This is a genomic window from Pseudomonas sp. M1, from assembly GCF_022760135.1.
GTDB lineage: Bacteria > Pseudomonadota > Gammaproteobacteria > Pseudomonadales > Pseudomonadaceae > Pseudomonas > Pseudomonas citronellolis.
Genome location: NZ_CP094343.1, coordinates 48,830 through 70,669, shown reverse-complemented (window position 1 = coordinate 70,669; position 21,840 = coordinate 48,830). Strand labels below are relative to the sequence as shown.

20 protein-coding genes are annotated in these 21,840 nt (G+C 68.5%); 10 read left to right on the top strand and 10 right to left on the bottom strand.

All coding sequences use genetic code 11. The annotated features are described in order from the left end of the window. Nucleotides 1–101 precede the first annotated feature (101 nt). From PM1_RS00335 to PM1_RS00315, 5 genes are all read right to left on the bottom strand, one after another. A complete protein-coding gene (locus tag PM1_RS00335; protein ID WP_009614098.1) occupies nucleotides 102–455 on the bottom strand; it encodes a RidA family protein in 354 nt (117 codons plus the stop codon). After that, on the bottom strand, nucleotides 430–1,725 hold the full coding sequence (gene dadA / locus PM1_RS00330; RefSeq protein WP_009614100.1) for a D-amino acid dehydrogenase: 1,296 nt from the start codon (nucleotides 1,723–1,725) through the stop codon (nucleotides 430–432). The genes PM1_RS00335 and dadA overlap by 26 nt, the downstream gene beginning before the upstream one ends. Before the next feature lie 352 nt (nucleotides 1,726–2,077). Next, nucleotides 2,078–2,422, bottom strand: a complete 345-nt coding sequence (locus PM1_RS00325; RefSeq protein ID WP_009614101.1) for a YdbL family protein — start codon at nucleotides 2,420–2,422, stop codon at nucleotides 2,078–2,080. A 10-nt stretch (nucleotides 2,423–2,432) separates the two neighbouring features. Then, nucleotides 2,433–2,624 (bottom strand): YnbE family lipoprotein, encoded by a 192-nt coding sequence (locus PM1_RS00320; protein WP_009614103.1) that lies wholly within the window; start codon nucleotides 2,622–2,624, stop codon nucleotides 2,433–2,435. An 18-nt stretch (nucleotides 2,625–2,642) separates the two neighbouring features. After that, nucleotides 2,643–5,201 carry a YdbH domain-containing protein gene (locus PM1_RS00315; protein WP_009614105.1) on the bottom strand — a complete coding sequence of 853 codons (2,559 nt, stop codon included), beginning with the start codon at nucleotides 5,199–5,201 and terminating at the stop codon, nucleotides 2,643–2,645. Between the two features lie 163 nt (nucleotides 5,202–5,364). On the opposite strand from PM1_RS00315, the gene dadR reads away from it, so the two are divergent. The 3 genes from dadR to PM1_RS00300 all read left to right on the top strand — a co-directional run bounded on the left by dadR (nucleotide 5,365) and on the right by PM1_RS00300 (nucleotide 8,876). Continuing rightward, a complete protein-coding gene (gene dadR / locus PM1_RS00310; RefSeq protein ID WP_009614106.1) occupies nucleotides 5,365–5,853 on the top strand; it encodes a transcriptional regulator DadR in 489 nt (162 codons plus the stop codon). A gap of 105 nt (nucleotides 5,854–5,958) precedes the next feature. Continuing rightward, on the top strand, nucleotides 5,959–7,278 hold the full coding sequence (locus PM1_RS00305; RefSeq protein ID WP_009614108.1) for an NAD(P)/FAD-dependent oxidoreductase: 1,320 nt from the start codon (nucleotides 5,959–5,961) through the stop codon (nucleotides 7,276–7,278). 44 nt (nucleotides 7,279–7,322) lie between these two features. Then, the gene (locus PM1_RS00300; RefSeq protein WP_009614110.1) at nucleotides 7,323–8,876 is read left to right on the top strand and encodes a phospholipase D family protein; all 1,554 of its coding nucleotides are present in this window, start codon (nucleotides 7,323–7,325) and stop codon (nucleotides 8,874–8,876) included. Between the two features lie 161 nt (nucleotides 8,877–9,037). Here the strand turns inward: PM1_RS00300 and PM1_RS00295 are convergent, their stop codons facing one another. Both PM1_RS00295 and PM1_RS00290 read right to left on the bottom strand, forming a co-directional pair. Continuing rightward, nucleotides 9,038–10,207: an MFS transporter gene (locus PM1_RS00295; protein WP_009614113.1), complete on the bottom strand. Its 1,170-nt coding sequence runs from the start codon at nucleotides 10,205–10,207 to the stop codon at nucleotides 9,038–9,040. Nucleotides 10,208–10,506: 299 nt separating this feature from the next. Further along, complete coding sequence (locus PM1_RS00290; RefSeq protein ID WP_009614115.1) at nucleotides 10,507–12,000, bottom strand: aldehyde dehydrogenase; 1,494 nt, start codon at nucleotides 11,998–12,000, stop codon at nucleotides 10,507–10,509. A gap of 270 nt (nucleotides 12,001–12,270) precedes the next feature. Between PM1_RS00290 and PM1_RS00285 the strand changes: the two genes are divergently transcribed. Then, nucleotides 12,271–12,633, top strand: a complete 363-nt coding sequence (locus PM1_RS00285; RefSeq protein WP_009614116.1) for a cupin domain-containing protein — start codon at nucleotides 12,271–12,273, stop codon at nucleotides 12,631–12,633. A 248-nt stretch (nucleotides 12,634–12,881) separates the two neighbouring features. Here the strand turns inward: PM1_RS00285 and rpmG are convergent, their stop codons facing one another. Further along, nucleotides 12,882–13,037, bottom strand: coding sequence for a 50S ribosomal protein L33 (gene rpmG, locus PM1_RS00280; RefSeq protein WP_009614117.1), 156 nt, complete (start codon nucleotides 13,035–13,037; stop codon nucleotides 12,882–12,884). Nucleotides 13,038–13,049: 12 nt separating this feature from the next. Then, nucleotides 13,050–13,286 (bottom strand): 50S ribosomal protein L28, encoded by a 237-nt coding sequence (rpmB, locus tag PM1_RS00275; RefSeq protein ID WP_009614118.1) that lies wholly within the window; start codon nucleotides 13,284–13,286, stop codon nucleotides 13,050–13,052. Between the two features lie 366 nt (nucleotides 13,287–13,652). Between rpmB and PM1_RS00270 the strand changes: the two genes are divergently transcribed. Next, entirely contained in the window at nucleotides 13,653–15,224 is a 1,572-nt protein-coding gene (locus tag PM1_RS00270) for an ABC transporter substrate-binding protein (RefSeq protein ID WP_009614119.1), read from the top strand. A 48-nt stretch (nucleotides 15,225–15,272) separates the two neighbouring features. Here the strand turns inward: PM1_RS00270 and radC are convergent, their stop codons facing one another. Continuing rightward, nucleotides 15,273–15,947, bottom strand: coding sequence for a RadC family protein (radC, locus tag PM1_RS00265; protein ID WP_009614120.1), 675 nt, complete (start codon nucleotides 15,945–15,947; stop codon nucleotides 15,273–15,275). 140 nt (nucleotides 15,948–16,087) lie between these two features. On the opposite strand from radC, the gene coaBC reads away from it, so the two are divergent. Genes coaBC through PM1_RS00240 form a run of 5 tightly spaced genes read left to right on the top strand, consistent with a single transcriptional unit; the run spans nucleotide 16,088 to nucleotide 21,838 of the window. Then, a complete protein-coding gene (gene coaBC, locus PM1_RS00260) occupies nucleotides 16,088–17,296 on the top strand; it encodes a bifunctional phosphopantothenoylcysteine decarboxylase/phosphopantothenate--cysteine ligase CoaBC (RefSeq protein WP_009614121.1) in 1,209 nt (402 codons plus the stop codon). Between the two features lie 7 nt (nucleotides 17,297–17,303). Then, complete coding sequence (dut, locus tag PM1_RS00255) at nucleotides 17,304–17,759, top strand: dUTP diphosphatase (RefSeq protein ID WP_009614122.1); 456 nt, start codon at nucleotides 17,304–17,306, stop codon at nucleotides 17,757–17,759. A gap of 37 nt (nucleotides 17,760–17,796) precedes the next feature. Then, nucleotides 17,797–20,403, top strand: a complete 2,607-nt coding sequence (locus PM1_RS00250) for a phosphomannomutase/phosphoglucomutase (RefSeq protein ID WP_009614124.1) — start codon at nucleotides 17,797–17,799, stop codon at nucleotides 20,401–20,403. 25 nt (nucleotides 20,404–20,428) lie between these two features. After that, nucleotides 20,429–21,337 (top strand): acetylglutamate kinase, encoded by a 909-nt coding sequence (argB, locus tag PM1_RS00245; RefSeq protein ID WP_009614127.1) that lies wholly within the window; start codon nucleotides 20,429–20,431, stop codon nucleotides 21,335–21,337. Between the two features lie 57 nt (nucleotides 21,338–21,394). Then, entirely contained in the window at nucleotides 21,395–21,838 is a 444-nt protein-coding gene (locus PM1_RS00240) for an acyl-CoA thioesterase (protein WP_009614129.1), read from the top strand. The last annotated feature ends 2 nt before the right edge of the window (nucleotides 21,839–21,840 follow it).

Genomic DNA, 21,840 nt, shown 5'->3' with positions numbered 1-21,840 from the left:
TCTGTTATTCGGGTACGGCGCAGCCGCGGGCGAACCCGCACCGACGAAGGCCGTGAAGCAAAAAAAGGCCTGGCAATCCGACCAGGCCCCACGCAAAGGATTTACGGCAGGGCCGCGACCACCGACATCTCCACCAGGATCTCCGGCTCGCAGAGCTTGGCCTCCACGGTGGCCCGGGCCGGGGCGGTGCCTTGCGGCAGCCACTGGTCCCAGACGGCGTTCATGCCGGCGAAGTGCGCGTCGATGTCCTTCAGGTAGATGGTCACCGAGAGGATGCGCGTCTTGTCGGTGCCGGCCTCTTCGAGCAGGCGCTCGATGCTGGCCAGGACCTCGCGGGTCTGCTGTTCGACGCCGGCGGCCATGTCGTCGCCCACCTGGCCCGCCAGGTAGACGGTGCCGTTGTGGACGACGATCTGGCTCATGCGGCCATTAGTGTGCAGGCGCTGGATGGCCATTCTGAGCCTCCGAGGCGTTGCTGTAGCGGGAAATGTCCAGGCCGTCGGTGCTGATCTGCGGGCGCTTCTTCGCCATCAGGTCGGCCAGGTAGCGGCCCGAGCCGCAGGCCATGGTCCAGCCCAGGGTGCCGTGGCCGGTGTTCAGGTACAGGTTGCGGTAGCGGGTGCCGCCGACGATCGGGGTACCGTCCGGGGTGGCCGGGCGCAGACCGGTCCAGAAGGTCGCCTGGCTGACGTCGCCGCCCTCGGGGTAGAGGTCGGTGGTGATCATTTCCAGGGTTTCGCGGCGGCGCGGGTTCAGCGACAGGTCGAAGCCGGCGATCTCGGCCATGCCGCCGACGCGGATGCGCTGGTCGAAGCGGGTGATGGCGACCTTGTAGGTCTCGTCGAGGATGGTCGAGGTCGGCGCCATGTCCGGGTTGGTGATCGGCACGGTCAGCGAGTAGCCCTTCAGCGGGTAGACCGGGGCGTCGATGCCCAGCGGCTTGAGCATCTGCGGCGAGTAGCTGCCCAGGGCCAGCACGTAGTGGTCGGCGGTGACCAGTTGACCGTCGATCCACACGCCGTTGATGCGGTCGCCGGCGAAGTCCAGGCGCTGGATGTTCTGGTTGAAGCGGAACTCCACGCCCAGGCCCTGGGCCAGTTCGGCCAGCTTGGTGGTGAACATCTGGCAGTCGCCGGTCTGGTCGTTGGGCAGGCGCAGGGCGCCGACCAGCTTGTCGGCCACCTTGGCCAGGGCCGGTTCGACGCGGGCGATGCCGGCGCGGTCGAGGACTTCATAGGGCACGCCGGAGCTTTCCAGCACGGCGATGTCCTTGGCGGCGGAGTCGAGCTGGGCCTGGGTGCGGAACAGCTGGGTGGTGCCCAGGGTGCGGCCTTCGTAGGCGATGCCGGTTTCGGCGCGCAGTTCGTCGAGGCAGTCGCGGCTGTACTCGGACAGGCGCACCATGCGCTCCTTGTTCACCGCGTAGCTGGCGGCGTTGCAGTTGCGCAGCATCTGCCACATCCAGGCGTACTGGCTGGGGTCGCCGGTGAGCTTGATGGCCAGCGGCGCGTGCTTCTCCAGCAGCCACTTCATGGCCTTCAGCGGGATGCCCGGGGCGGCCCAGGGCGAGGCGTAGCCGGGGGAAACCTGGCCGGCGTTGGCGAAGCTGGTTTCCAGGGCCGGGCCGGGCTGGCGGTCGACCACCACCACTTCGAAACCGGAACGGGCCAGATAGTAAGCACTGGCGGTGCCGATCACACCGCTGCCGAGAACCAGAACGCGCATCGCTGCCTCCCACGTCGCGTGGGGCACGCGACGTTTCTTATTTTGAACGTCAGTTGCGCGCAGTATAGGAATTCGACCGCAGAAATAATCACTATTTAACAAGCGGTAATTGAAGGAAATTCTTGGTAAAAACGCCTTTCACGGAGGCGCATCCACCAGATAACCAGCAAAAACACCTGAAAAATCCATAGCCATGCAAGTATGTCGGATCGCGGTTTTCAGCAACTAATTCGGCGCGCTTTGGCGAACGCGGGATTTACTCCCGCCAGGGCCAGTGCCGACAGGAATAAGCGCTGCCGCGACGGCGGGTCGCAGGCGCCGCCCGACAGGCGGCGGCGCCAGGGAAATCCCCTTACTTGCGCACCCACTTGCCATTGAGCTGGATGTATTGCCCGGACGGGGTGCGGTCCATGGCCTTCTTGCCGGCCAGGGCTTCCACGTCGCCGAGCTTGGCGCCGCTCTGGCCGGCCACCTTCTGGTACTCGGCGCGGCGCGCGGCGTTGATCTGGGCGGCGATGTCCGCCGCCTGGCCGCTGTTGCTGACCACCCCGAGGTAGCCGTCGGGCTGCTCGCCGACCAGGCCCTGGGCCTTGGCCCCGCCCAGGGCCGACATGGCCTGCTCCAGGCTCATGGCCAGGGCCGGCAGGCTGACGCAAAGGGCCAGCAGGGCGACGCCGAGTTTGCTGCGCAGTGTCATCTAGAGCTCCTCAGAACAGACCGCTGTTCTCGTTGATGATGCCATCCAGGGCCTTGTCGACCTTGATGTAGATCTCGTGCTCGATCTTCACGTTGAGGTTGATGTTGATCGGCTCCTTGGGCGCCGCCAGCTGTACCGTCGGCGTACAGCCCTGGCTGAGCCCGAGCAGGGCCAGGACGGCGATGAGTGCGCATGGGCGCATGCGGTGTTCTCCTTGCGATCAGGGCGCGGCAGGTGGCTGGTTGCGCAGGCGTTCCTGCACGCGCTTGCGGATGGTGTCGCTGACCCGGTCGCTCAGCTGCAGGCTGGTCAGCAGGTCCGGGATGTTCTCCTCCAGGTTGACGTTGAGGTTCACCGGCCGCCCCTGCTCCAGCGCCGGGTTGCGGCCGCTGATGGCCAGGGCCAGGAGCAGGCGGCCGCCCTCAGCATAATCCACGCGGCTGGCCAGGCGCTCGTAGCGGAAGTCGTCGAGCATGGTCGCCACCAGTTGCATGGCCGGGTTGCTCTGGCCGAGGGCGCGGATCTTCTCCGAGCGGAACTGCAGGGTGCCCGGCAGCCGCGCGGCGACCTGGCCGCCCTGGATGCGCAGCCCGCCCGGGCCGAGCAACAGCGGCAGCTCGCCGTCGAGGATGCCGTTGCCGGCCAGGCCCTCGGCGGGATAGGCCTTGAGGATTTCCTCCAGCAGCACGCCATGCAGATGCAGGCTCTGCGCGGGGTTTTCGCGGGCCAGTTGCAGCGTGCCGGCGTCCAGCCAGGCGCGGCCGCCGAACAGCTTCAGCTCGGCCTGGCGCCAGTCCAGGCGGCCGGCCAGCGGCTGGTCCAGGCTGGCGCCGTAGCCGCCCTGGAACTGCAGGGGCCCGAGCAGCACGCCGGGGTTGAGCTGCTCCACGCGCAGGCCGGGCAACTGCAGCGTCAGCTGCGAGCCGCGCAGTTGCAGCTTCGCCTCGCCGTCCAGGCCGTGGATCTCGCTGCGGTCGTAGACGCCTTCCAGGCCCCGGCCGTTCAGCGTCAGGTCCAGCTGCTGGGCGCCCTGCCCCGGTGGCAGGCGCCACTGCGCGCGGGCCTGCAGGCGGCCGTTGTTCAGGCTGAGCAGCGCCGGCCAGTCGGCCAGGCTGGCCGCCAGCGGGTTGCCGCTGCGCAGGAAGAATTCCGGCAGTTGCGCCGTCAGCTCCAGGCTGCCATCGGCCTGGTGGCGCAACTCGACGTCGGCGGCCAGGCCACCGCTGTTCTGCAGCCGGCCCTTGAGCTGTTGCTGTGCCAGACCGGCGCCGAGCTGGCCCTGGTAGCTCCAGGCGAGCGGCTTGAGGTGCGCCTGGCGCAGCTCGCCGGCCGACAGTTGCACGGCGCCGTCGAAGCCCAGGCTGAAGGGCTGGCCGGCGGCATAGCCCAGCGCCAGGCTGGCCTTGTCCGCCGTCGCGCCGAGCTTGGCGGCCTTCAGCCCCTGGGGCCCGGTCAGGCTGCCCAGGTTCAGCTTGGCGCCCTTGCCCAGACGCAGGCTGGCCGCGGCCTGGCCAATCTCGCCGTCCAGCGGCAGGTCGAGCGCCGCCTTGCCCAGGCGCAGGCCGGGCAGTTGCAGGTCCGGCACCTGGGCCTGCAAGCGGGCCTGGCTCAGGGCCAGGGACAAGGCTTCACCCTCCACCAGCGCCAGCACGCCTTGCAGGCGCAGGTCGCTGGCGCCCTTACCGCGCAGGTCCAGGCGTACCGCGCCGGGAGCGCTGTCGTCGGGTTGCAGGCCCAGGCGCAGGTTGGCCGGGCGCAGGCCCACCGGTAGCGCCTGCAGCCAGTCGCCGTAGAGGTCGGCCAGGTAGAGGTCGCTGTCCAGCACCCGCGGCCGCCACTGCCTCGGCGCAGTCGCGGCCGCCTGCAGTTGCAGGTCGCCCTGCAAGGTGCCCAGGCCCGGCAGCGGCCAGGGCTGCGGCAGTTGCATGGCCAGTTCCAGTTCGCCCAGGCTGTCGCGCAGTGCGGGCCAGTCCGGCCAGGGGCCGTCGCCGCCGAGGGTGCTGTCCCAGCTCAGGCGCAGGCGTCCGGCCTCGGGCAGGGAAACCGGCAGGGTCGGCGTCGGCAACCAGGGCGCCAGCCAGGCGCGCACGGCGTCCAGTGGCGGTACGCCGGGGCTGGTCAGGCTGCCGCGCCAGTGGCGCTCGGCCGGCGCCCAGCTGGCGTCGAGGTCGGTCAGGCGTTCGCCATCCAGATCGGCCTTCAATGCCAGCCGCCAGGCGTCCTGTTCCGGGTGCAGGGTGCCGTCGAGGGCCAGGCGCTGAGCGCCCTGCTGCAGTTCGGCGGCCAGGGACGCGGCATTGCCGGGCAGCTGCTGCCAGTGCAGGCTGCCGACCAGGGTGCAGCGCCGCTGCCCGGCGCAGGGCAGTTCGAACTCGGCGCGCTGCAGGACGGCCCGCTGCGGCAGCAGGCCGAGCCACAGGCCCACCTGGTCGGGCGTCGGCCATTCCCCCGCCTCTTCCGTGGTCGCGGCGGCGGGCCAGGAACCCACATGCAACCGCTGTAGCTCCAGGTCACCCAGGCGCCAGCGCCCGTCGATACGCCGCGGCCAGCCCAGGCGCAGCTGATCGGCCTGGATTTCCAGGCGCGAAGCGGACTTTTCCCGCGTTACGGCCAGCCATTGCAGTGTCAGACCGTCCAATGAAATGCCCGGCCCCTGCCAGTCCAGGCCGGCGATGCCCTGCTCCGCGAGCAGCCGCTGCCAGGCCTGCCCCGCCCAGACGGCGAGCAGCGCGATGAGCAGCGCCAGCAACAGCAGGATTCGGGTACGGGTCGAGCGCATGCCAGGCTCCGGCGGCGAAGTGGAAGGCCCGCGCATCCGGCGCGGACCTGGGAACAGGCTGGCGGCGTGCCCGCAGAAGATCAAGGGGCAGTGATATCCACTGGCTTAACGTCTATATTTGGCGACAATCACCAACCATAAGCACCGCCCCCGAGCAGCCTCCATGAGAACCCAGCACCAAAGCCGCCGCGAACTGGACAAGATCGACCGCAACATCCTGCGCATCCTCCAGGAAGAAGGGCGCATTTCCTTCACCGAGCTGGGCGAGCGCGTCGGCCTCTCCACCACGCCCTGCACCGAGCGGGTGCGGCGCCTGGAGCGCGAAGGCATCATCATGGGCTACAACGCCCGGCTGAACCCGCAGTACCTCAAGGCCAGCCTGCTGGTGTTCGTCGAGATCAGCCTGGACTACAAGTCCGGCGACACCTTCGAGGACTTCCGCCGCGCCGTGCTCAAGCTGCCCCATGTGCTGGAGTGCCACCTGGTGTCCGGCCACTTCGACTACCTGGTGAAGGCGCGCATCTCGGAAATGGCCTCCTACCGCAAGCTGCTGGGCGACATCCTGCTGAAGCTGCCCCACGTGCGCGAGTCGAAGAGCTACATCGTGATGGAAGAGGTCAAGGAGAGCCTGACCCTGCCGATTCCCGACTGATCGCAACAGCTTGTCGAGTTTTTACGGCTTCCCCCCTTGGCGTGGCGGGAAGCCGGCGTTTATCCTGCGTAAAATTTTAACAACACAATAATCAGGATATCGCACATGAACGCCCGCGTTCGCCTCCCGGTGCACACCGACCAGCACGCCCCTTCCTACTACGCCGCGACCCTCAACCGTCGCATCCAGTGCCCTCCCCTGGCCGGCGAGGAAGTGGCCGACGTGTGCATCATCGGCGGCGGCTTCTCCGGGCTGAACACCGCCATCGAGCTGGCCGAGCGCGGCTTCTCGGTAGTCCTGCTGGAGGCCCGCAAGATCGGCTGGGGCGCCAGCGGGCGCAACGGCGGCCAACTGATCCGCGGCGTCGGCCATGGCGTCGAGCAGTTCGAGCCGGTGGTCGGCAAGGACGGCGTGCGCCAGCTCAAGCTGATGGGCCTTGAGGCCGTGCAGATCGTGCGCCAGCGCGTGGAGAAGTACGGCATCGACTGCGACCTGACCTGGGGCTACTGCGACCTGGCCAACAAGGCCGCGGACGTCGAGGGCTTCCGCGAGGACTACGAAGAGCTCAAGAGCCTGGGCTACACCCACGAGCTGCGCCTGGTCCCGCAGGCGGAAATGCGCAGCATCGTCGGCGCCGACTGCTACGTCGGCGGCATGGTGGACATGGGCTCGGGCCACCTGCACCCGCTCAACCTGGCCCTGGGCGAGGCGGCTGCGGCGCAGTCCCTGGGCGTGCGCCTGTTCGAGGATTCGCAGGTCACCCACATCGACTACGGCGCCGAAGTGCGGGTACGCACCGCCAAGGGCAGCGTGCGCGCCAAGACCCTGGTGATCGGCTGCAACGCCTACCAGAACGGCCTGAACCACTACCTCGACGGCAAGGTGCTGCCGGCCGGCAGCTACGTCATCGCCACCGAGCCGCTGCCGGCGGACCTCGCCCACGAGCTGCTGCCGCAGAACATGGCGGTATGCGACCAGCGCGTGGCCCTGGACTACTACCGCCTTTCCGCCGACAACCGCCTGCTGTTCGGCGGCGCCTGCCACTATTCCGGGCGCGACCCGGCGGACATCGCCGCCTACATGCGGCCGAAGATGCTCAAGGTGTTCCCGCACCTGGCCGACGTGCGCATCGACTACCAGTGGGGCGGCATGATCGGCATCGGCGCCAACCGCCTGCCGCAGATCGGCCGCCTGCCCGGCCAGCCCAACGTGTACTTCGCCCAGGCCTACTCCGGCCACGGGGTGAACGCCACCCACCTGGCCGGCAAGCTGCTCGCCGAGGCCATCGCCGGGCAGCAGGGCAGCGGTTTCGAGCTGTTCGCCAAGGTCCCGCACATCACCTTCCCCGGCGGCAAGCTGCTGCGCTCGCCGCTGCTGGCGCTGGGCATGGCCTGGTATCGCTTCAAGGAGGCGCTGAGCGGCTAGAATCTCCGCAGTCCCGCCAACCGGGGCGGCCTGGAGACTCCCGCTTGCTACCACGCTTCCTGTGGCTGGCGCTGCTGCTGCTCGGCGGCTGCGCCAGCGTTCCCCTGCCCACGCCCTCGCACGCCCTGTCGCCGGGCGGCACGGCCCTCGGCGACGCCGTGCAGCAACGCGCGGCGGCGCACCCCGGCGCCTCCGGCTTCCGCCTGCTGGCCTCCAGCAGCGACGCCTTCCTCGCCCGCGCCGAGCTGATCCGCGCCGCCCAGCGCAGCCTGGACATCCAGTACTACATCGTCCACGACGGCCTCACCACCCGCGCGCTTATCCACGAGCTGCTCAAGGCCGCCGACCGCGGCGTGCGCGTGCGCGTGCTGATCGACGACACCAGCAGCGACGGCTGGGACTACGAGATCGGCGTGCTGGCCGCCCACCCGAACATCCAGGTGCGCCTGTTCAACCCGCTGCACCTGGGCCGCAGCACCGGCATCACGCGCAACCTCGGGCGCCTGTTCAACCTCGCCGAGCAGCACCGGCGCATGCACAACAAGCTGTGGCTGGCCGACAACAGCGTGGCCATCGTCGGCGGGCGCAACCTGGGCGACGAGTACTTCGGCGCCAAGGCGGAAATGAACTTCAGCGACCTCGACCTGCTCGGCGTCGGCCCGGTGGCCGCGGAACTGGGGCAGAGCTTCGACCAGTACTGGAACAGCGCCATCAGCCGCCCCATCGAGGACTACCTGTGGGGCAAGCCCGAGCGCGCCGACCTCGAACGCGCCCGGCGCGGCCTGGACAGCTACCTGGAAAAGAGCCGGGTGCGCCACTCCGCCTACCTGCAGCGCCTGCACCTGCGCGGCGCCTCGTCGAACCTGGACAGCTGGCTCGACGACCTGGTCTGGGCCCCGGGCCGCGCCATCTGGGACGACCCGCTGAAGGTCCTGGACCGCGGCCAGAGCCGCCCGCAGCAACAGCTGAGCACCCAGCTCGCACCGCTGTTCCGCCAGGTATCGAAGGAGCTGATCCTGGTCTCGGCCTACTTCGTGCCCACCGACAGCGGCGTCACCTACCTCACCGGCCGCGCCGACAACGGCGTCAGCGTGCGCCTGCTGACCAATTCCCTGGAAGCCACCGACGTGCCCGCCGTGCACGCCGGCTACGCGCCCTACCGCATGGCCCTGCTGGAGCACGGCGTGCAGCTCCACGAACTGCGCGCCCAGCCGGACCAGCGCCTGGCCGGCGCGCCCTGGACGGTGCGCGGCTCCAGCAGCGCCAGCCTGCACAGCAAGGCGATCGTCTTCGACCGGCGCCAGGTGTTCATCGGCTCCTTCAACTTCGACCCGCGCTCGATCATCTGGAACACCGAGGTCGGCATCATCGTCGACAGCCCGGAACTGGCGGAGCAGACGCGCAAGCTGGCGCTGGCCGGGATGTCGCCCAGCGTCAGCTACCAGGTACGCATCGACCGCAGCGGCAGCCGCCCGCGGCTGACCTGGGTGGACGAGCGCGACGGCCATCCGCACGTGCTGCACCACGAGCCGGGCAGCCTGTGGCGCCGCTTCAACGCCTGGATCGCCGGCGCCATCGGGCTGGAGAGGATGTTATAGGCGTTATCCGCGATCACCGTGCGTGGGCTCGGCCCATCGCGGACGGAGTCCCGCTACGTGGCAGGAGTCGCCCCGTAGGATGGCGTTGAGCGCAGCGATACCCATCACCGCGGCCGCATGGGTATCGCAAGTTCAACCCATCCTACGAAGAGCAGCGGGCCTCAGCGCCCGCTCGCTTCCGGCAGCTCATCGCCCTCCAGTTCCACCGGCGGCAAGCCCTTGCGCCATACCAGCACGACGAAACCGAAGGCGCCCAGGGCCATCATCAGCGGCAGCGCATGGCCGCTCACCCACTGGCTGACCGCGCCGGTGGTCAGCGGTCCGATCAGGCAGCCGATGCCCCACAGCTGGGCGATGTGCGCGTTGGCGCGGACCAGCGCATCGTCGCGGTAGCGCTCGCCGATGAGGATCAGCGACAGGGTGAATAGCCCGCCGGCGCTCGCGCCGAACAGCACCAGCACCGGCCAGATCGCCGGCCCGTGCAGCAACGGCGGGATGCCCAGGCTGCTCAGCAGCAGGACGATGCCGCAGCCCTTGAACAGCGTCTGCCGCGACACCCGGTCGGCCAGCCAGCCGATGGGCAGCTGCAGCAGCGCGTCGCCCACCACCACCACCGTGACCATGGTCAGCGCCACCGCCTGGGTGAAGCCCTGGCGCACGCCGTAGACCGGCAGCAGGGTGAGGATCATCGCCTCGAAACCGGCGAACAGCACCACCGCCCAGGCGATGGCCGGCAGCTTGGCGCAGAAGGCGAACAGGCCGCGCCCCGAGGCGCTGTGCGGGTCCACCCTGGGCGCGCCGCCGCGACCGACGAGCAGCAGCGAACCGCACACCAGCAGGCCGACGCCCAGCCAGAAGCCGCGGTCGTCGGCGGTGCCGATGAAGGTCAGCAGCACCGGGCCGGACAGCTGGCTCAGCGCATAGCCGGTGCCGTACAGGGCCACCAGGCGGCCGCGCCATTTCTCCACGGCCAGCTGGTTGATCCAGCTCTCGCCGAGGATGAACACCACGGTCAGTTGCACGCCGATCAGCAGGCGCAGCACCAGCCACACCGGGTAGTTCTGCAGCAGCGCCAGCAGGCCGACGGAAAAGGCCCCGCTGAGCAGGCACCAGCGCATCAGCCGCGGCGTGCCCAGGCGGGCGGCCAGGCGCCCGGAGATGAGCGCGCCGAGCAGCACGCCGGCAGCCGGCGTGGCGGCCATCACGCCGATGGCGAAGCTGCCGTAGCCCCAACTTTCCAGGCGCAAGGACACCAGGGGCATGGTCAGGCCGAGGGCCAGGCCGATGCTGATGACCGACAGGCAGACAGCGAAATAGGCACCCCAACGCATTGTCGTTCTCCCATTCCATCCGGAGCGCACTCCGGGCCAGAGGCCGAGCCCGGCGCGCAATGCAAAGCGGCCGGGCTCCCCAAGGGAAACCCGGCCGCGGGTATGGCTCTTTGTCAGAGCCGGCCCCGGCGAGGGGGCCGACCTAGCAAGCCTTTTGACTCTGGACTTCGCCACGGAGGGCGCGAGCTAGAGCCAGGCAAGGCGTGATCGGATTCGGACGCGCAGTTTACGCCAGTAAATGAGCAGGCCGAATCCGATCACAACGCAGCATGGCCGACGCGCAGCCCCTCCGAACGTTATTACAGCTTGATCCAGGTAGCCTTCAGCTCGGTGTACTTGTCGAAGGCGTGCAGCGACTTGTCGCGGCCGTTGCCCGACTGCTTGAAGCCACCGAAGGGTGCGGTCATGTCGCCGCCGTCGTACTGGTTGATCCACACGCTGCCGGCGCGCAGGGCCCTGCCGATCAGGTGGGCCTTGGACAGGTTGCTGGTCCAGACCGCGGCGGCCAGGCCGTACGGGGTGTCGTTGGCGATGCGCACGGCTTCCTCGGCGTCCTCGAACTCGATCACCGACAGCACCGGCCCGAAGATTTCCTCGCGGGCGATGCGCATGGCGTTGGTCACGCCGTCGAAGATGGTCGGCTCGACGTAGGTGCCGCCGGTTTCTTCCAGGGTGCGCTTGCCGCCGGCCACCAGCTTGGCGCCGTCGTCGTGGCCAGCCTGGATGTAGCTCAGCACGTTGTTCATCTGGGTGGTGTCGACCAGCGCGCCGACGTTGGTTTCCGGGTCCAGCGGGTTGCCCGGCTTCCAGGCCTTCAGCGCTTCGACCACCAGCGGCAGGAACTCGGCCTTGATGGATTTTTCCACCAGCAGGCGGGAACCGGCGGTGCACACTTCGCCCTGGTTGAAGGCGATGGCGCTGGCGGCAGATTCGGCGGCGGCCTTCAGGTCAGGCGCGTCGGCGAAGACGATGTTCGGGCTCTTGCCGCCGGCTTCCAGCCATACGCGCTTCATGTTCGACTCGCCGGCGTAGACCATCAGCTGCTTGGCGATCTTGGTCGAGCCGGTGAACACCAGGGTGTCGACGTCCATGTGCAGGGCCAGGGCCTTGCCCACGGTGTGGCCGAAGCCCGGCAGGATGTTCAGCACGCCTTTCGGGATGCCGGCCTCGACGGCCAGCTGGGCGACGCGGATGGCGGTCAGCGGCGACTTCTCGGACGGCTTGAGGATCACCGAGTTGCCGGTGGCCAGGGCCGGGCCGAGCTTCCAGCAGGACATCAGCAGGGGGAAGTTCCACGGCACGATGGCGGCGACCACGCCCACGGCTTCGCGGGTGACCAGGCCCAGCTGATCATGCGGGGTGGCGGCGACTTCGTCGTAGACCTTGTCGATGGCTTCGGCATTCCAGCGGATGCTGTTGGCGGCGCTGGCGACGTCGATGTTCAGCGCGTCGCTGATCGGCTTGCCCATGTCCAGGGTTTCCAGCAGGGCCAGTTCTTCGGCGTGCTGCATCATCAGCTCGGCGAAGCGGATCATGACCTTCTTGCGCTTGGCCGGCGCCTGGCGCGACCACACGCCGGACTCGAAGGCGGCACGGGCAACCTGCACGGCGCGCTCGGCGTCGGCGGCGTCGCAGCTGGCGACCTTGGCCAGGAAGCGGCCATCCACCGGGCTGATGCAGTCGAAGGTGGCGCCGTCGGCGGCATCGACGTACTGGCCGTCGACGAAGGCGCGGCCTTCGATCTTCAGGTTCTGGGCGCGAGCTTCCCAGTCGGCGCGAGTGAGGGTACTCATGACAACTTGTCCTCTTATTGAATTACTTATCGAAGTCCCGGCGCCCCGGGGATGGGCGCGCTGTCAGAAATTCTGCAAGGCGGCGCGAGGGCCACGCTGTCCGCCACCCTAAACCGGGATGGGCGAATTTTCAATATTTTTGACACTTTGGCACCAAAACGCCTTGTCACGTTCGTTTTATTAAACATAGACTCGATCGATTCCGCCTCCGTCCGGGCCCGCCCGCAGTGGCGGAGCACTCGTACAACCCACAATAAAACGAGAGTCAGCATGAACATCGAGCAGATCGTCGACTTCGCCCAGGCCGGCACCGCCGCCGAGCACTACCGCCCGGCGCCGGAGAAGGTCCTCAAGGGCGATCCCGAGCAAAGCGTGCGCAACCACTACGCCAGCCCCTGCGGCCAGTTCAACGTCGGCATCTGGGAAGGCGCGGTCGGCCACTGGACCATCAACTACACCGAGCACGAATACTGCGAGATCCTCCAGGGCGTGTCGGTGATCCGCGACGCCGACGGCGGCGCCAAGACCGTGCGCACCGGCGACCGCTTCGTCATCCCGGCCGGCTTCAAGGGCACCTGGGAGGTGCTGGAGCCTTGCCGCAAGGTTTATGTGATCTTCGAACAGAAGGCTTGATAGCTGTTTGACGAAAAAACGCCGCTTTTCCGGTGAGGGGAAGCGGCGTTTTTGTTTCTGCGTGGCGCCCGTGTTTTGCCGGGGATTGTCCGGCGGACCCAATCGCGGACGGCGAGCGGGCTTCGTCCGCGATGGGATTCGCCGGCCACGCCGGACGCCCCGGTGGCACGAACGGCCCCACCAGCCCCGCCGCGCAGACATGAAAAAACCCGCCAATTGGCGGGTTTCTTCGCAAGGGCCGGGATCAATTACTTGATCTTGGCTTCCTTGTAGATCACGTGCTTGCGAACGACCGGATCGAACTTCTTGATCTCGATCTTCTCAGGCTTGGTGCGCTTGTTCTTGTCGGTGGTGTAGAAGTGGCCGGTACCGGCGCTGGACACCAGACGGATCAGTTCACGCATGATTGCAGCTCCTTAGAATTTTTCGCCGCGGGCGCGCAGGTCGTTCAGGACGGCCTCGATGCCACGCTTGTCGATGATACGCATGCCCTTGGCGGAAACGCGCAGGCGTACGAAGCGCTTCTCGGACTCAACCCAGAAACGGTGGTGCTGCAGGTTCGGCAGGAAACGGCGGCGGGTTTTGTTGTGTGCGTGGGAAATGTTGTTCCCGGTAACCGGACCCTTACCGGTCACTTGGCAAACTCTCGACATGGCTCAGCCCTCTATAAACCACATGCCAAACCCGGCATGGGTTGGCTGCTTGAACTCGTTGATACTTGGTTTCCACCCGGGTCTTACCTGTCCGACCGCCACTCGATTCCGAGTCGACGGGGCAGGGCCCCAGAAAAGAGCGCAGCTTTATATCAGAAAGCCGCTTAGTGTCGCAAGGGAGCAAGCGGCTTATCCACATGCCGGCGCAGCGCGGCCGCGGCCCGGCGCCCTTGCCGTTCGTCGACTTTCACCGTTGTCCCCGGCGGCGGCTTGGTCTAGGGTAGCCGGTTCAAGGCCGACAACGGCCTTGCATGACTGCGCCCAGCCCACGGGACGGGCATTTTCCCACCATTTCCGGAGTCCGTCATGCGTCTGCTTCCACTCGCCCTGCTGCTGGCCCCCGCCCTGGCCGGCGCCAGCACCCTCAGTGTCTGCACCGAGGCCAGCCCCGACGGCTTCGACGTCGTGCAGTTCAATGCCCTGACCACCACCAACGCCTCGGCCGACGTGCTGATGAACCGCCTGGTGGAGTTCGATGCGGCGCAGGGCAAGGTGGTGCCGAGCCTGGCCGAGAGCTGGACGGTCTCCGCCGACGGCCTGACCTACGACTTCAAGCTGCGCAGCGGGGTGAAGTTCCACCACACCGACTACTTCAGCCCCAGCCGCGAACTGGGCGCCGACGACGTGCTGTTCAGCTTCCGGCGCATGCTCGACCCCGCCAACCCCTGGCACAAGGTGGCGCAGAGCGGCTTCCCCCACGCCCAGTCGCTGCAGCTGCCGGCCCTGATAAAAGCCGTGGAGAAGGTCGACGAGCACCAGGTGCGCTTCACCCTGAGCCACCCCGACGCCACCTTCCTGCCCATGCTCAGCATGGGCTTCGCCTCCATCTATTCCGCCGAGTACGCCGACCAGCTGATGAAGGCCGGCACCCCGGAGAAGCTCAACGCCCAGCCCATCGGCAGCGGCCCCTTCGTCTTCAAGCGCTTCCAGAAGGACGCGCAGATCCGCTACACCGCCAACCCGGACTACTTCGCCGGCAAGCCGGCGGTGGACAACCTGCTGTTCGCCATCACCCCCGACGCCAACGTGCGCCTGCAGCGCCTGAAGCGCGGCGAATGCCAGATCGCCCTGTCGCCCAAGCCGCTGGACGTCGAGGCCGCGGCCAAGGACCCGGCCCTGCGCATCGAGCAGACGCCGGCGTTCATGACCGCCTTCGTCGCCCTGAACAGCCAGCACCCGCCGCTGGACAAGCCCGAGGTGCGCCAGGCGATCAACCTCGCCTTCGACCGCCAGACCTACCTGAAGTCGGTGTTCGAAGGCAGCGCCACTGCCGCCGAGGGCGTCTACCCGCCGAACACCTGGAGCTATGCCAAGGACATCCCCGGCTACCCCCACGACCCCGCCCAGGCCAAGGCACTGCTGGAAAAGGCCGGCCTGAAGGACGGCTTCAAGACCACCATCTGGACGCGCCCCAGCGGCAGCCTGCTCAACCCCAACCCGAGCCTGGGCGCGCAGCTGCTGCAGGCCGACCTGGCCAAGGTCGGCATCCAGGCCGGGATCCGCGTGATCGAGTGGGGCGAGCTGATCCGCCGCGCCAAGGCCGGCGAGCACGACCTGCTGTTCATGGGCTGGGCCGGCGACAACGGCGACCCGGACAACTTCCTCACCCCGCAGTTCTCCTGCGCCAGCGTGAAGTCCGGGCTGAACTTCGCGCGCTTCTGCGACCCGAAGCTGGACGGCCTGATCAGCCAGGGCAAGGCGCTGAGCGAGCAGGACAAGCGCAGCGCGCTCTACCACGACGCCCAGCAGCTGATCCACGACCAGGCCCTGTGGCTGCCGCTGGCGCACCCCACGGCCTCGGTGCTGCTGCGCAAGGAGGTCAAGGGCTACGCCGTGAACCCGTTCGGCCGCCAGGATTTCTCCAAGGTCAGCCTCTGAGGCGCCGTTCAACGTGGGGCCGGCGCGATACCGGCCCCACGGCGAGCCTCACACCCAGCCCATCTCCGCCATCGACAGCGGCTCGCCGTCGCCGACGATGAAGTGGTCGAGCACGCGCACGTCCACCAACGCCAGGGCGTCCTTCAGGCGCTGCGTCAGCCTGCGGTCGGCCTGGCTCGGCTCGGTGATGCCCGAGGGGTGGTTGTGACTGAGGATCAGCGCCGCGGCGTTGTGCGCCAGGGCGCGCTTGACCACCTGGCGCGGGTAGACGCTGGCGCTGTCGATGGAGCCGTGGAACAGCACCTCGAAGGCCAGGACGCGGTGGCGACCGTCGAGGAACAGGCAGGCGAACACCTCGTGGGCCTCGTGGCGCAGCCGCGCCTTGAGGAAGTCGCGCACCGCCTGCGGGCTCTCCAGGGCGGAATCGCGGCGCAGCTGCTCGGCCAGGTGGCGGCGGGCCATCTCCAGCACCGCCTGCAGCTGGGCGTACTTGGCGCGGCCCAGGCCCAGGTGGCTGCTGAAACTGGCCTGGTCCGCCTCCAGCAGCGCGCGCAGGCTGCCGAACTCGTGGAGCAGGCGCCGCGCCAGCTCCACCGCGCTGCAGCCAACCACGCCGGTGCGCAGGAAGATGGCCAGCAGCTCGGCGTCGCTGAGGCTTGCCGCGCCGCGTTCGAGGAGTTTTTCCCGCGGGCGTTCCGCCGCGGGCCAGTGACGAATGCTCATGCAACCTCCCTGTCGAGCCGCCCGCTGTGCCGGGGCGGGCGCTGTGCTATCTTAGCCCGTCCCTTTCGCGCGACCGGAGGCCTGGGGAGGCGTCTCCGGCCCTGACGCGCGTCATCCAATTCCGAAGATAAGGCGGGCCTATGCAGCGGCTCTATCGAAAACGCATCGTCCTCGGCGTGGGCGGCGGTATTGCGGCCTACAAGAGCGCCGAACTGGTCCGCCGCCTGCGCGACCAGGGCGCGGAAGTCCGCGTGGTGATGACCCAGGGCGGCCGTGAGTTCATCACCCCGCTGACGCTCCAGGCGCTGTCCGGGCACCCGGTGCACCTGGACCTGCTCGACCCCGCCGCCGAAGCGGCCATGGGCCACATCGAGCTGGCCCGCTGGGCCGACCTGGTGCTGATCGCCCCGGCCACCGCGGACGTCATGGCGCGCCTGGCCCAGGGCGTGGCCAACGACCTGCTGACCACCCTGGTGCTGGCCACCGATGCCCAGGTCGCCCTGGCCCCGGCGATGAACCAGGCCATGTGGCGCGACCCGGCCACCCAGGCCAACGCCGAACTGCTGCGTGGCCGCGGCCTGCACTTCTTCGGCCCGGCCGCCGGCAGCCAGGCCTGCGGCGACGTCGGCCCCGGGCGCATGCTCGAGGCCGAGGAGCTGGCCCAGCGCGCCGCCGACTGCTTCCAGTTCCTCTCGCTGACCGGCCAGCACGTGCTGATCACCGCCGGCCCGACCCAGGAAAACATCGACCCGGTGCGCTACATCACCAACCACAGCTCCGGGAAGATGGGCTTCGCCCTGGCCGAGGCCGCCGCCGAAGCCGGCGCGCGGGTGACCCTGGTGACCGGCCCGGTGCACCTGCCGACGCCCGACCGGGTGAGCCGCGTCGACGTGGTCAGCGCCCGCGACATGCTCGCCGCCTGCGAAGCCGCGATGCCGGCCGACCTGCTGATCGCCGCCGCCGCGGTGGCCGACTACCGCCCCGAGCTGGTCGCCACGCAGAAACTGAAGAAGGACCCGACCACGGGCGACGGCCTGCTGCTGCAGCTGGTGCGCAACCCGGATATCCTCGCCACCCTCGCCCAGCGCGCCGACCGGCCGTTCAGCGTGGGCTTCGCCGCGGAGACCGAGAACCTGCTGGAGTACGCCTCGCGCAAGCTCAAGGACAAGAACCTCGACCTGATCGTGGCCAACGACGTGGCCAACCCCTCGATCGGTTTCAACAGCGAAGAGAACGCGATCACCGTGATCGACCGCGAATTGCACGAAACTGCCTTCGCCCAGACCAGCAAGGGCAAGATCGCCCGCCAGCTGATCGCCTTCATCGCCGACCGCCTGAAACGACACTGAGAACCCGATGCATTCCCTGCAAGCCAAGATCCTCGACCCGCGCCTGGGCGCCGAATTCCCCCTGCCGCAGTACGCCACCCCCGGTTCCGCCGGCCTGGACCTGCGCGCCATGCTCAAGCAGGACACCGTCCTCGAACCCGGCCAGACGCTGCTGATCCCCACCGGCCTGTCCATCTACATCGCCGACCCGGGCCTGGCCGCGCTGGTGCTGCCGCGCTCGGGCCTTGGCCACAAGCACGGCGTGGTGCTGGGCAACCTGGTCGGGCTGATCGACTCGGACTACCAGGGCGAGCTGATGGTCTCCTGCTGGAACCGCGGCAACACCCCCTTCACCATCGCCATCGGCGAGCGCATCGCCCAGCTGGTGCTGGTGCCGGTGGTGCAGGCGCATTTCGAGCTGGTCGACAGCTTCGACGAAAGCCAGCGTGGCGCCGGCGGTTTCGGGCACTCGGGCAGCCACTGACACAATCCTCCAGGACGATTCGCCGAGGAGATGTTGCATGAAACTTTTCCAACGCAGTGCCAAGGGAACGGCCGACCTGCCGGAAGTCGCCCCGCCGCCGAAGGCTTCGGCAGGCCCGGCGGCCCGGCCGGAACTCAAGTCGCTGCTGCCGGCCCTGGGCGTGGCGACCCTCGGCGTGGCCGCCGCCGGCGCCCTGCTGTGGCTGACGCTGTTCGGCAGCGCCGAGCAGATGCACCGCCAGCAGTTGGCCGGCGCCTGGGGCGAAAGCCAGTCCGGCGCCCTGCGCCAGGCCCTGCTCCAACTCGCCGCCGATACCCGTAGCGCCGCCGCCAACCCCGCGCTGCTGCCGGCGCTGGCCGACGCCAACAGCGCCCGCGCCCTGGAGGCCACCCTCGCCCACTGGCACCAGGACGGCCTGGTGGACGTCCACCTCAACGCCAGCGGCCAGGCCAGCCAGGACAACCAGCGTCCCGGCCCGCTGAACTACGCCGCCCTGGACATGCTGCGCCGCGCCGAGAGCGGGCAGAACGTCGCCCCCGAGGCCTACCGCGTCGGCCAGCGCTGGCTGCTCTACAGCGCCACGGCGCTGCGCGGCCCGGACAACGCCATCCAGGGCAGCCTGATGCTGGTCTTCGACCTGCAGCGCCTGCTCAAGGCCCTGCCGGACATGCCCGCCGACACCGGCCAGCTGCAGCTGGCCCAGCAGTTCGGCAGCTCGCCGGCGCAGGTCCTGCTGCAACGCGGCGAGGCCGGCAACGCCGCGCCGCTGAACCTGGCCAGCGGCAACCCGAACTGGAAACTCAGCTTCACCCCCGGCCCGGCCCTGACCGCCGCGCTGTATCCACCGGCGCTGCTGGGCTGCGCCGCGCTGCTGGCGCTGGCCGGCGCGCTGCTGGGCGTGTACCTCGCGCAGAGCGCCCTGCAACGGCGCCTGCGCCAGGACGCCCAGGCCATCGGTCAGTACTTGCAGGAACTCGGTGGCCAGCGCACTGCCAAAGCACCTGAAGTCGGCCTCGCCGCACTGCAACCGCTGGCCCAGGCGCTGGCGCGGCAGCCCAGGCGCAAGGCCGAGCCCCCGGCCCCCGCCAGCCCCGCACCGGCCCCCGAGCCCCGCCCGGTGGCGGCGAAGATCGACAAGCCGGCCAGCGCCGAGACGCAGCTGGTCGACCCACTGTTCCAGAACACCGACATTCTGGACATCGACATTCTTGATGAAGACCAGGACCTCCTGGGATTGGAGCAAACCCCCGCCATGAGCACGCCCAAAGCCCCGCAACTGCCCGCCAGCATCTTCCGCGCCTACGATATCCGCGGCGTGGTCGGCGATACCCTGACCGCCGAGACCGCCTACTGGGTGGGCCGCGCCATCGGTTCCGAGAGCCTGGCCCGCGGCGAGCCCTGCGTCAGCGTCGGCCGCGACGGCCGCCTGTCGGGCCCGGAGCTGGTCCAGCAACTGATCCAGGGCCTGCTCGACTGCGGCTGCCAGGTCACCGACATCGGCATGGTGCCGACCCCGGTGCTGTACTACGCGGCCAACGTCCTGGAGGGCAAGTCGGGCGTGATGCTCACCGGCAGCCACAACCCGCCGGACTACAACGGCTTCAAGATCGTCGTCGCCGGCGAGACCCTGGCCAACGAGCAGATCCAGGCCCTGCGCGAGCGCATCGAGAACAACGACCTCGCCAGCGGCGTGGGCAAGGTGCAGCAGGTGGACATCCTGCCGCGCTACTTCCAGCAGATCCGCGACGACATCGCCCTGGCCAAGCCGCTGAAAGTGGTGGTGGACTGCGGCAACGGCGTCGCCGGCGTGATCGCCCCGCAACTGATCGAGGCCCTGGGCTGCACCGTCATCCCGCTGTACTGCGATGTCGACGGCACCTTCCCCAACCACCATCCGGACCCGGGCAAGCCGGAGAACCTCGAAGACCTGATCGCCAAGGTCAAGGAAACCGGCGCCGACCTCGGCCTGGCCTTCGACGGCGACGGCGACCGCGTGGGCGTGGTGACCAACGAAGGCACCATCATCTACCCCGACCGCCTGCTGATGCTGTTCGCCAAGGACGTGGTCTCGCGCAACCCGGGCGCCGACATCATCTTCGACGTCAAGTGCACCCGCCGCCTGATCTCCCTCATCAGCGGCTACGGCGGCCGCCCGGTGATGTGGAAGACCGGCCACTCGCTGATCAAGAAGAAGATGAAGGAGACCGGCGCGCTGCTGGCCGGCGAGATGAGCGGCCACATCTTCTTCAAGGAGCGCTGGTACGGCTTCGACGACGGCATCTACAGCGCCGCCCGCCTGCTGGAGATCATCAGCCTCGACAAACGCGACAGCGAGCATGTGTTCTCGGCCTTCCCGCTGGACGTCTCAACACCGGAAATCAACATCACCGTCACCGACGAGAGCAAGTTCGCCCTGATCGAAGCGCTGCAGCGCGACGGCCAGTGGGGCGAGGCCAACCTCACCACCCTCGACGGCGTGCGTGTCGATTATCCCAAGGGCTGGGGCCTGGTACGCGCCTCCAACACCACGCCGGTGCTGGTGCTGCGCTTCGAGGCGGATTCCGAAGCCGAACTGGAACGCATCAAGGACGTGTTCCGCAACCAGCTCAAGGCGGTCGACCCCGCCCTGACCATCCCCTTCTGACCTGACCATGCCGGAGCCCAGCACCATGTCCCAGAGCCGCGATGACGCAGCCCAGGTAGCCCGCGTCCTTGCCGAAGCGCTTCCCTACATCCGCCGTTTCGTCGGCAAGACGCTGGTCATCAAGTACGGCGGCAACGCCATGGAGACCGACGAGCTGAAGAACAGCTTCGCCCGCGACGTGGTGCTGATGAAGGCGGTCGGCATCAACCCGGTGGTGGTGCACGGCGGCGGCCCGCAGATCGGCGACCTGCTCAACCGCCTGTCCATCGAGAGCCACTTCATCGACGGCATGCGCGTCACCGACGCGCAGACCATGGACGTGGTGGAGATGGTCCTCGGCGGCCAGGTGAACAAGGACATCGTCAACCTGATCAACCGCCACGGCGGCAGCGCCATCGGCCTGACCGGCAAGGACGCCGAGCTGATCCGCGCGAAGAAGCTCACCGTCACCCGCCAGACCCCGGAGATGACCAAGCCGGAAATCATCGACATCGGCCACGTCGGCGAGGTCACCGGGGTCAACACCGACCTGCTGAACATGCTGGTCAGGGGCGACTTCATCCCGGTGATCGCGCCCATCGGCGTGGGCGCCAACGGCGAGTCGTACAACATCAACGCAGACCTGGTGGCCGGCAAGGTGGCCGAGGCGCTGAAGGCCGAGAAGCTGATGCTGCTGACCAACATCGCCGGCCTGATGGACAAGCAGGGCCAGGTGCTCACCGGCCTGACCACCGAGCAGGTGGACAGCCTGATCGCCGACGGCACCATCTACGGCGGCATGCTGCCGAAGATCCGCTGCGCCCTGGAAGCGGTGCAGGGCGGCGTGACCAGCGCGCACATCATCGATGGCCGCGTGCCCAACGCCGTGCTGCTGGAAATCTTCACCGACAGCGGCGTCGGCACCCTGATCAGCAACCGCAAGCCGCGCCACTGAGCACTACCCGCCACGGCGCCCGCCGTGGCGGCTCCCCTCTTCCTTCCGGAGGCCGCAATGCCTTCAGTCTTCCCTGAACGCCACCAGTTCCACTTCTTCCACAGCCTGCGCGTGCGCTGGTCGGAGGTCGACCCGCAGGGCATCGTCTTCAACGGCAACTACCTGACCTACGCGGACGTCGCCACCACCGAGTACTACCGCAACCTGGAGATCCGCTACCCGGCCGACCTGCTGCGCGGCGGCGGCGACCTGTTCGCGGTGAAGAGCAGCCTGGAGTACTTCGCCCCGGCGCGCTACGACGACTGGCTGGACATGGGCGTGCGCGTCGCGCGCCTGGGGCGCAGCAGCCTGACCTTCCAGGTGGCGATCTGGTGCGAGGGCCAGCCGCTGACCCTCGGCGAGCTGATCTACGCCTACGCCAACGACCAGCGACAGAGCCAGCCCCTGCCGGGCTGGCTGCGCGAGCGCATCGCGAAATTCGAGCACTTGCCCGTCGACTGACG

What these genes read in the sequence shown, in the direction of transcription:
- PM1_RS00315 (WP_009614105.1), bottom strand. Translation starts at nt 5,201, where the DNA reads ATGCGCTCGACCCGTACCCGAATCCTGCTGTTGCTGGCGCTGCTCATC.
- dadA (WP_009614100.1), bottom strand. Translation starts at nt 1,725, where the DNA reads ATGCGCGTTCTGGTTCTCGGCAGCGGTGTGATCGGCACCGCCAGTGCT.
- PM1_RS00335 (WP_009614098.1), bottom strand. Translation starts at nt 455, where the DNA reads ATGGCCATCCAGCGCCTGCACACTAATGGCCGCATGAGCCAGATCGTC.
- PM1_RS00320 (WP_009614103.1), bottom strand. Translation starts at nt 2,624, where the DNA reads ATGCGCCCATGCGCACTCATCGCCGTCCTGGCCCTGCTCGGGCTCAGC.
- dut (WP_009614122.1), top strand. Translation starts at nt 17,304, where the DNA reads ATGCATTCCCTGCAAGCCAAGATCCTCGACCCGCGCCTGGGCGCCGAA.
- radC (WP_009614120.1), bottom strand. Translation starts at nt 15,947, where the DNA reads ATGAGCATTCGTCACTGGCCCGCGGCGGAACGCCCGCGGGAAAAACTC.
- PM1_RS00295 (WP_009614113.1), bottom strand. Translation starts at nt 10,207, where the DNA reads ATGCGTTGGGGTGCCTATTTCGCTGTCTGCCTGTCGGTCATCAGCATC.
- PM1_RS00305 (WP_009614108.1), top strand. Translation starts at nt 5,959, where the DNA reads ATGAACGCCCGCGTTCGCCTCCCGGTGCACACCGACCAGCACGCCCCT.
- PM1_RS00290 (WP_009614115.1), bottom strand. Translation starts at nt 12,000, where the DNA reads ATGAGTACCCTCACTCGCGCCGACTGGGAAGCTCGCGCCCAGAACCTG.
- PM1_RS00270 (WP_009614119.1), top strand. Translation starts at nt 13,653, where the DNA reads ATGCGTCTGCTTCCACTCGCCCTGCTGCTGGCCCCCGCCCTGGCCGGC.
- rpmG (WP_009614117.1), bottom strand. Translation starts at nt 13,037, where the DNA reads ATGCGTGAACTGATCCGTCTGGTGTCCAGCGCCGGTACCGGCCACTTC.
- dadR (WP_009614106.1), top strand. Translation starts at nt 5,365, where the DNA reads ATGAGAACCCAGCACCAAAGCCGCCGCGAACTGGACAAGATCGACCGC.
- PM1_RS00240 (WP_009614129.1), top strand. Translation starts at nt 21,395, where the DNA reads ATGCCTTCAGTCTTCCCTGAACGCCACCAGTTCCACTTCTTCCACAGC.
- PM1_RS00285 (WP_009614116.1), top strand. Translation starts at nt 12,271, where the DNA reads ATGAACATCGAGCAGATCGTCGACTTCGCCCAGGCCGGCACCGCCGCC.
- PM1_RS00325 (WP_009614101.1), bottom strand. Translation starts at nt 2,422, where the DNA reads ATGACACTGCGCAGCAAACTCGGCGTCGCCCTGCTGGCCCTTTGCGTC.
- rpmB (WP_009614118.1), bottom strand. Translation starts at nt 13,286, where the DNA reads ATGTCGAGAGTTTGCCAAGTGACCGGTAAGGGTCCGGTTACCGGGAAC.
- coaBC (WP_009614121.1), top strand. Translation starts at nt 16,088, where the DNA reads ATGCAGCGGCTCTATCGAAAACGCATCGTCCTCGGCGTGGGCGGCGGT.
- argB (WP_009614127.1), top strand. Translation starts at nt 20,429, where the DNA reads ATGTCCCAGAGCCGCGATGACGCAGCCCAGGTAGCCCGCGTCCTTGCC.
- PM1_RS00250 (WP_009614124.1), top strand. Translation starts at nt 17,797, where the DNA reads ATGAAACTTTTCCAACGCAGTGCCAAGGGAACGGCCGACCTGCCGGAA.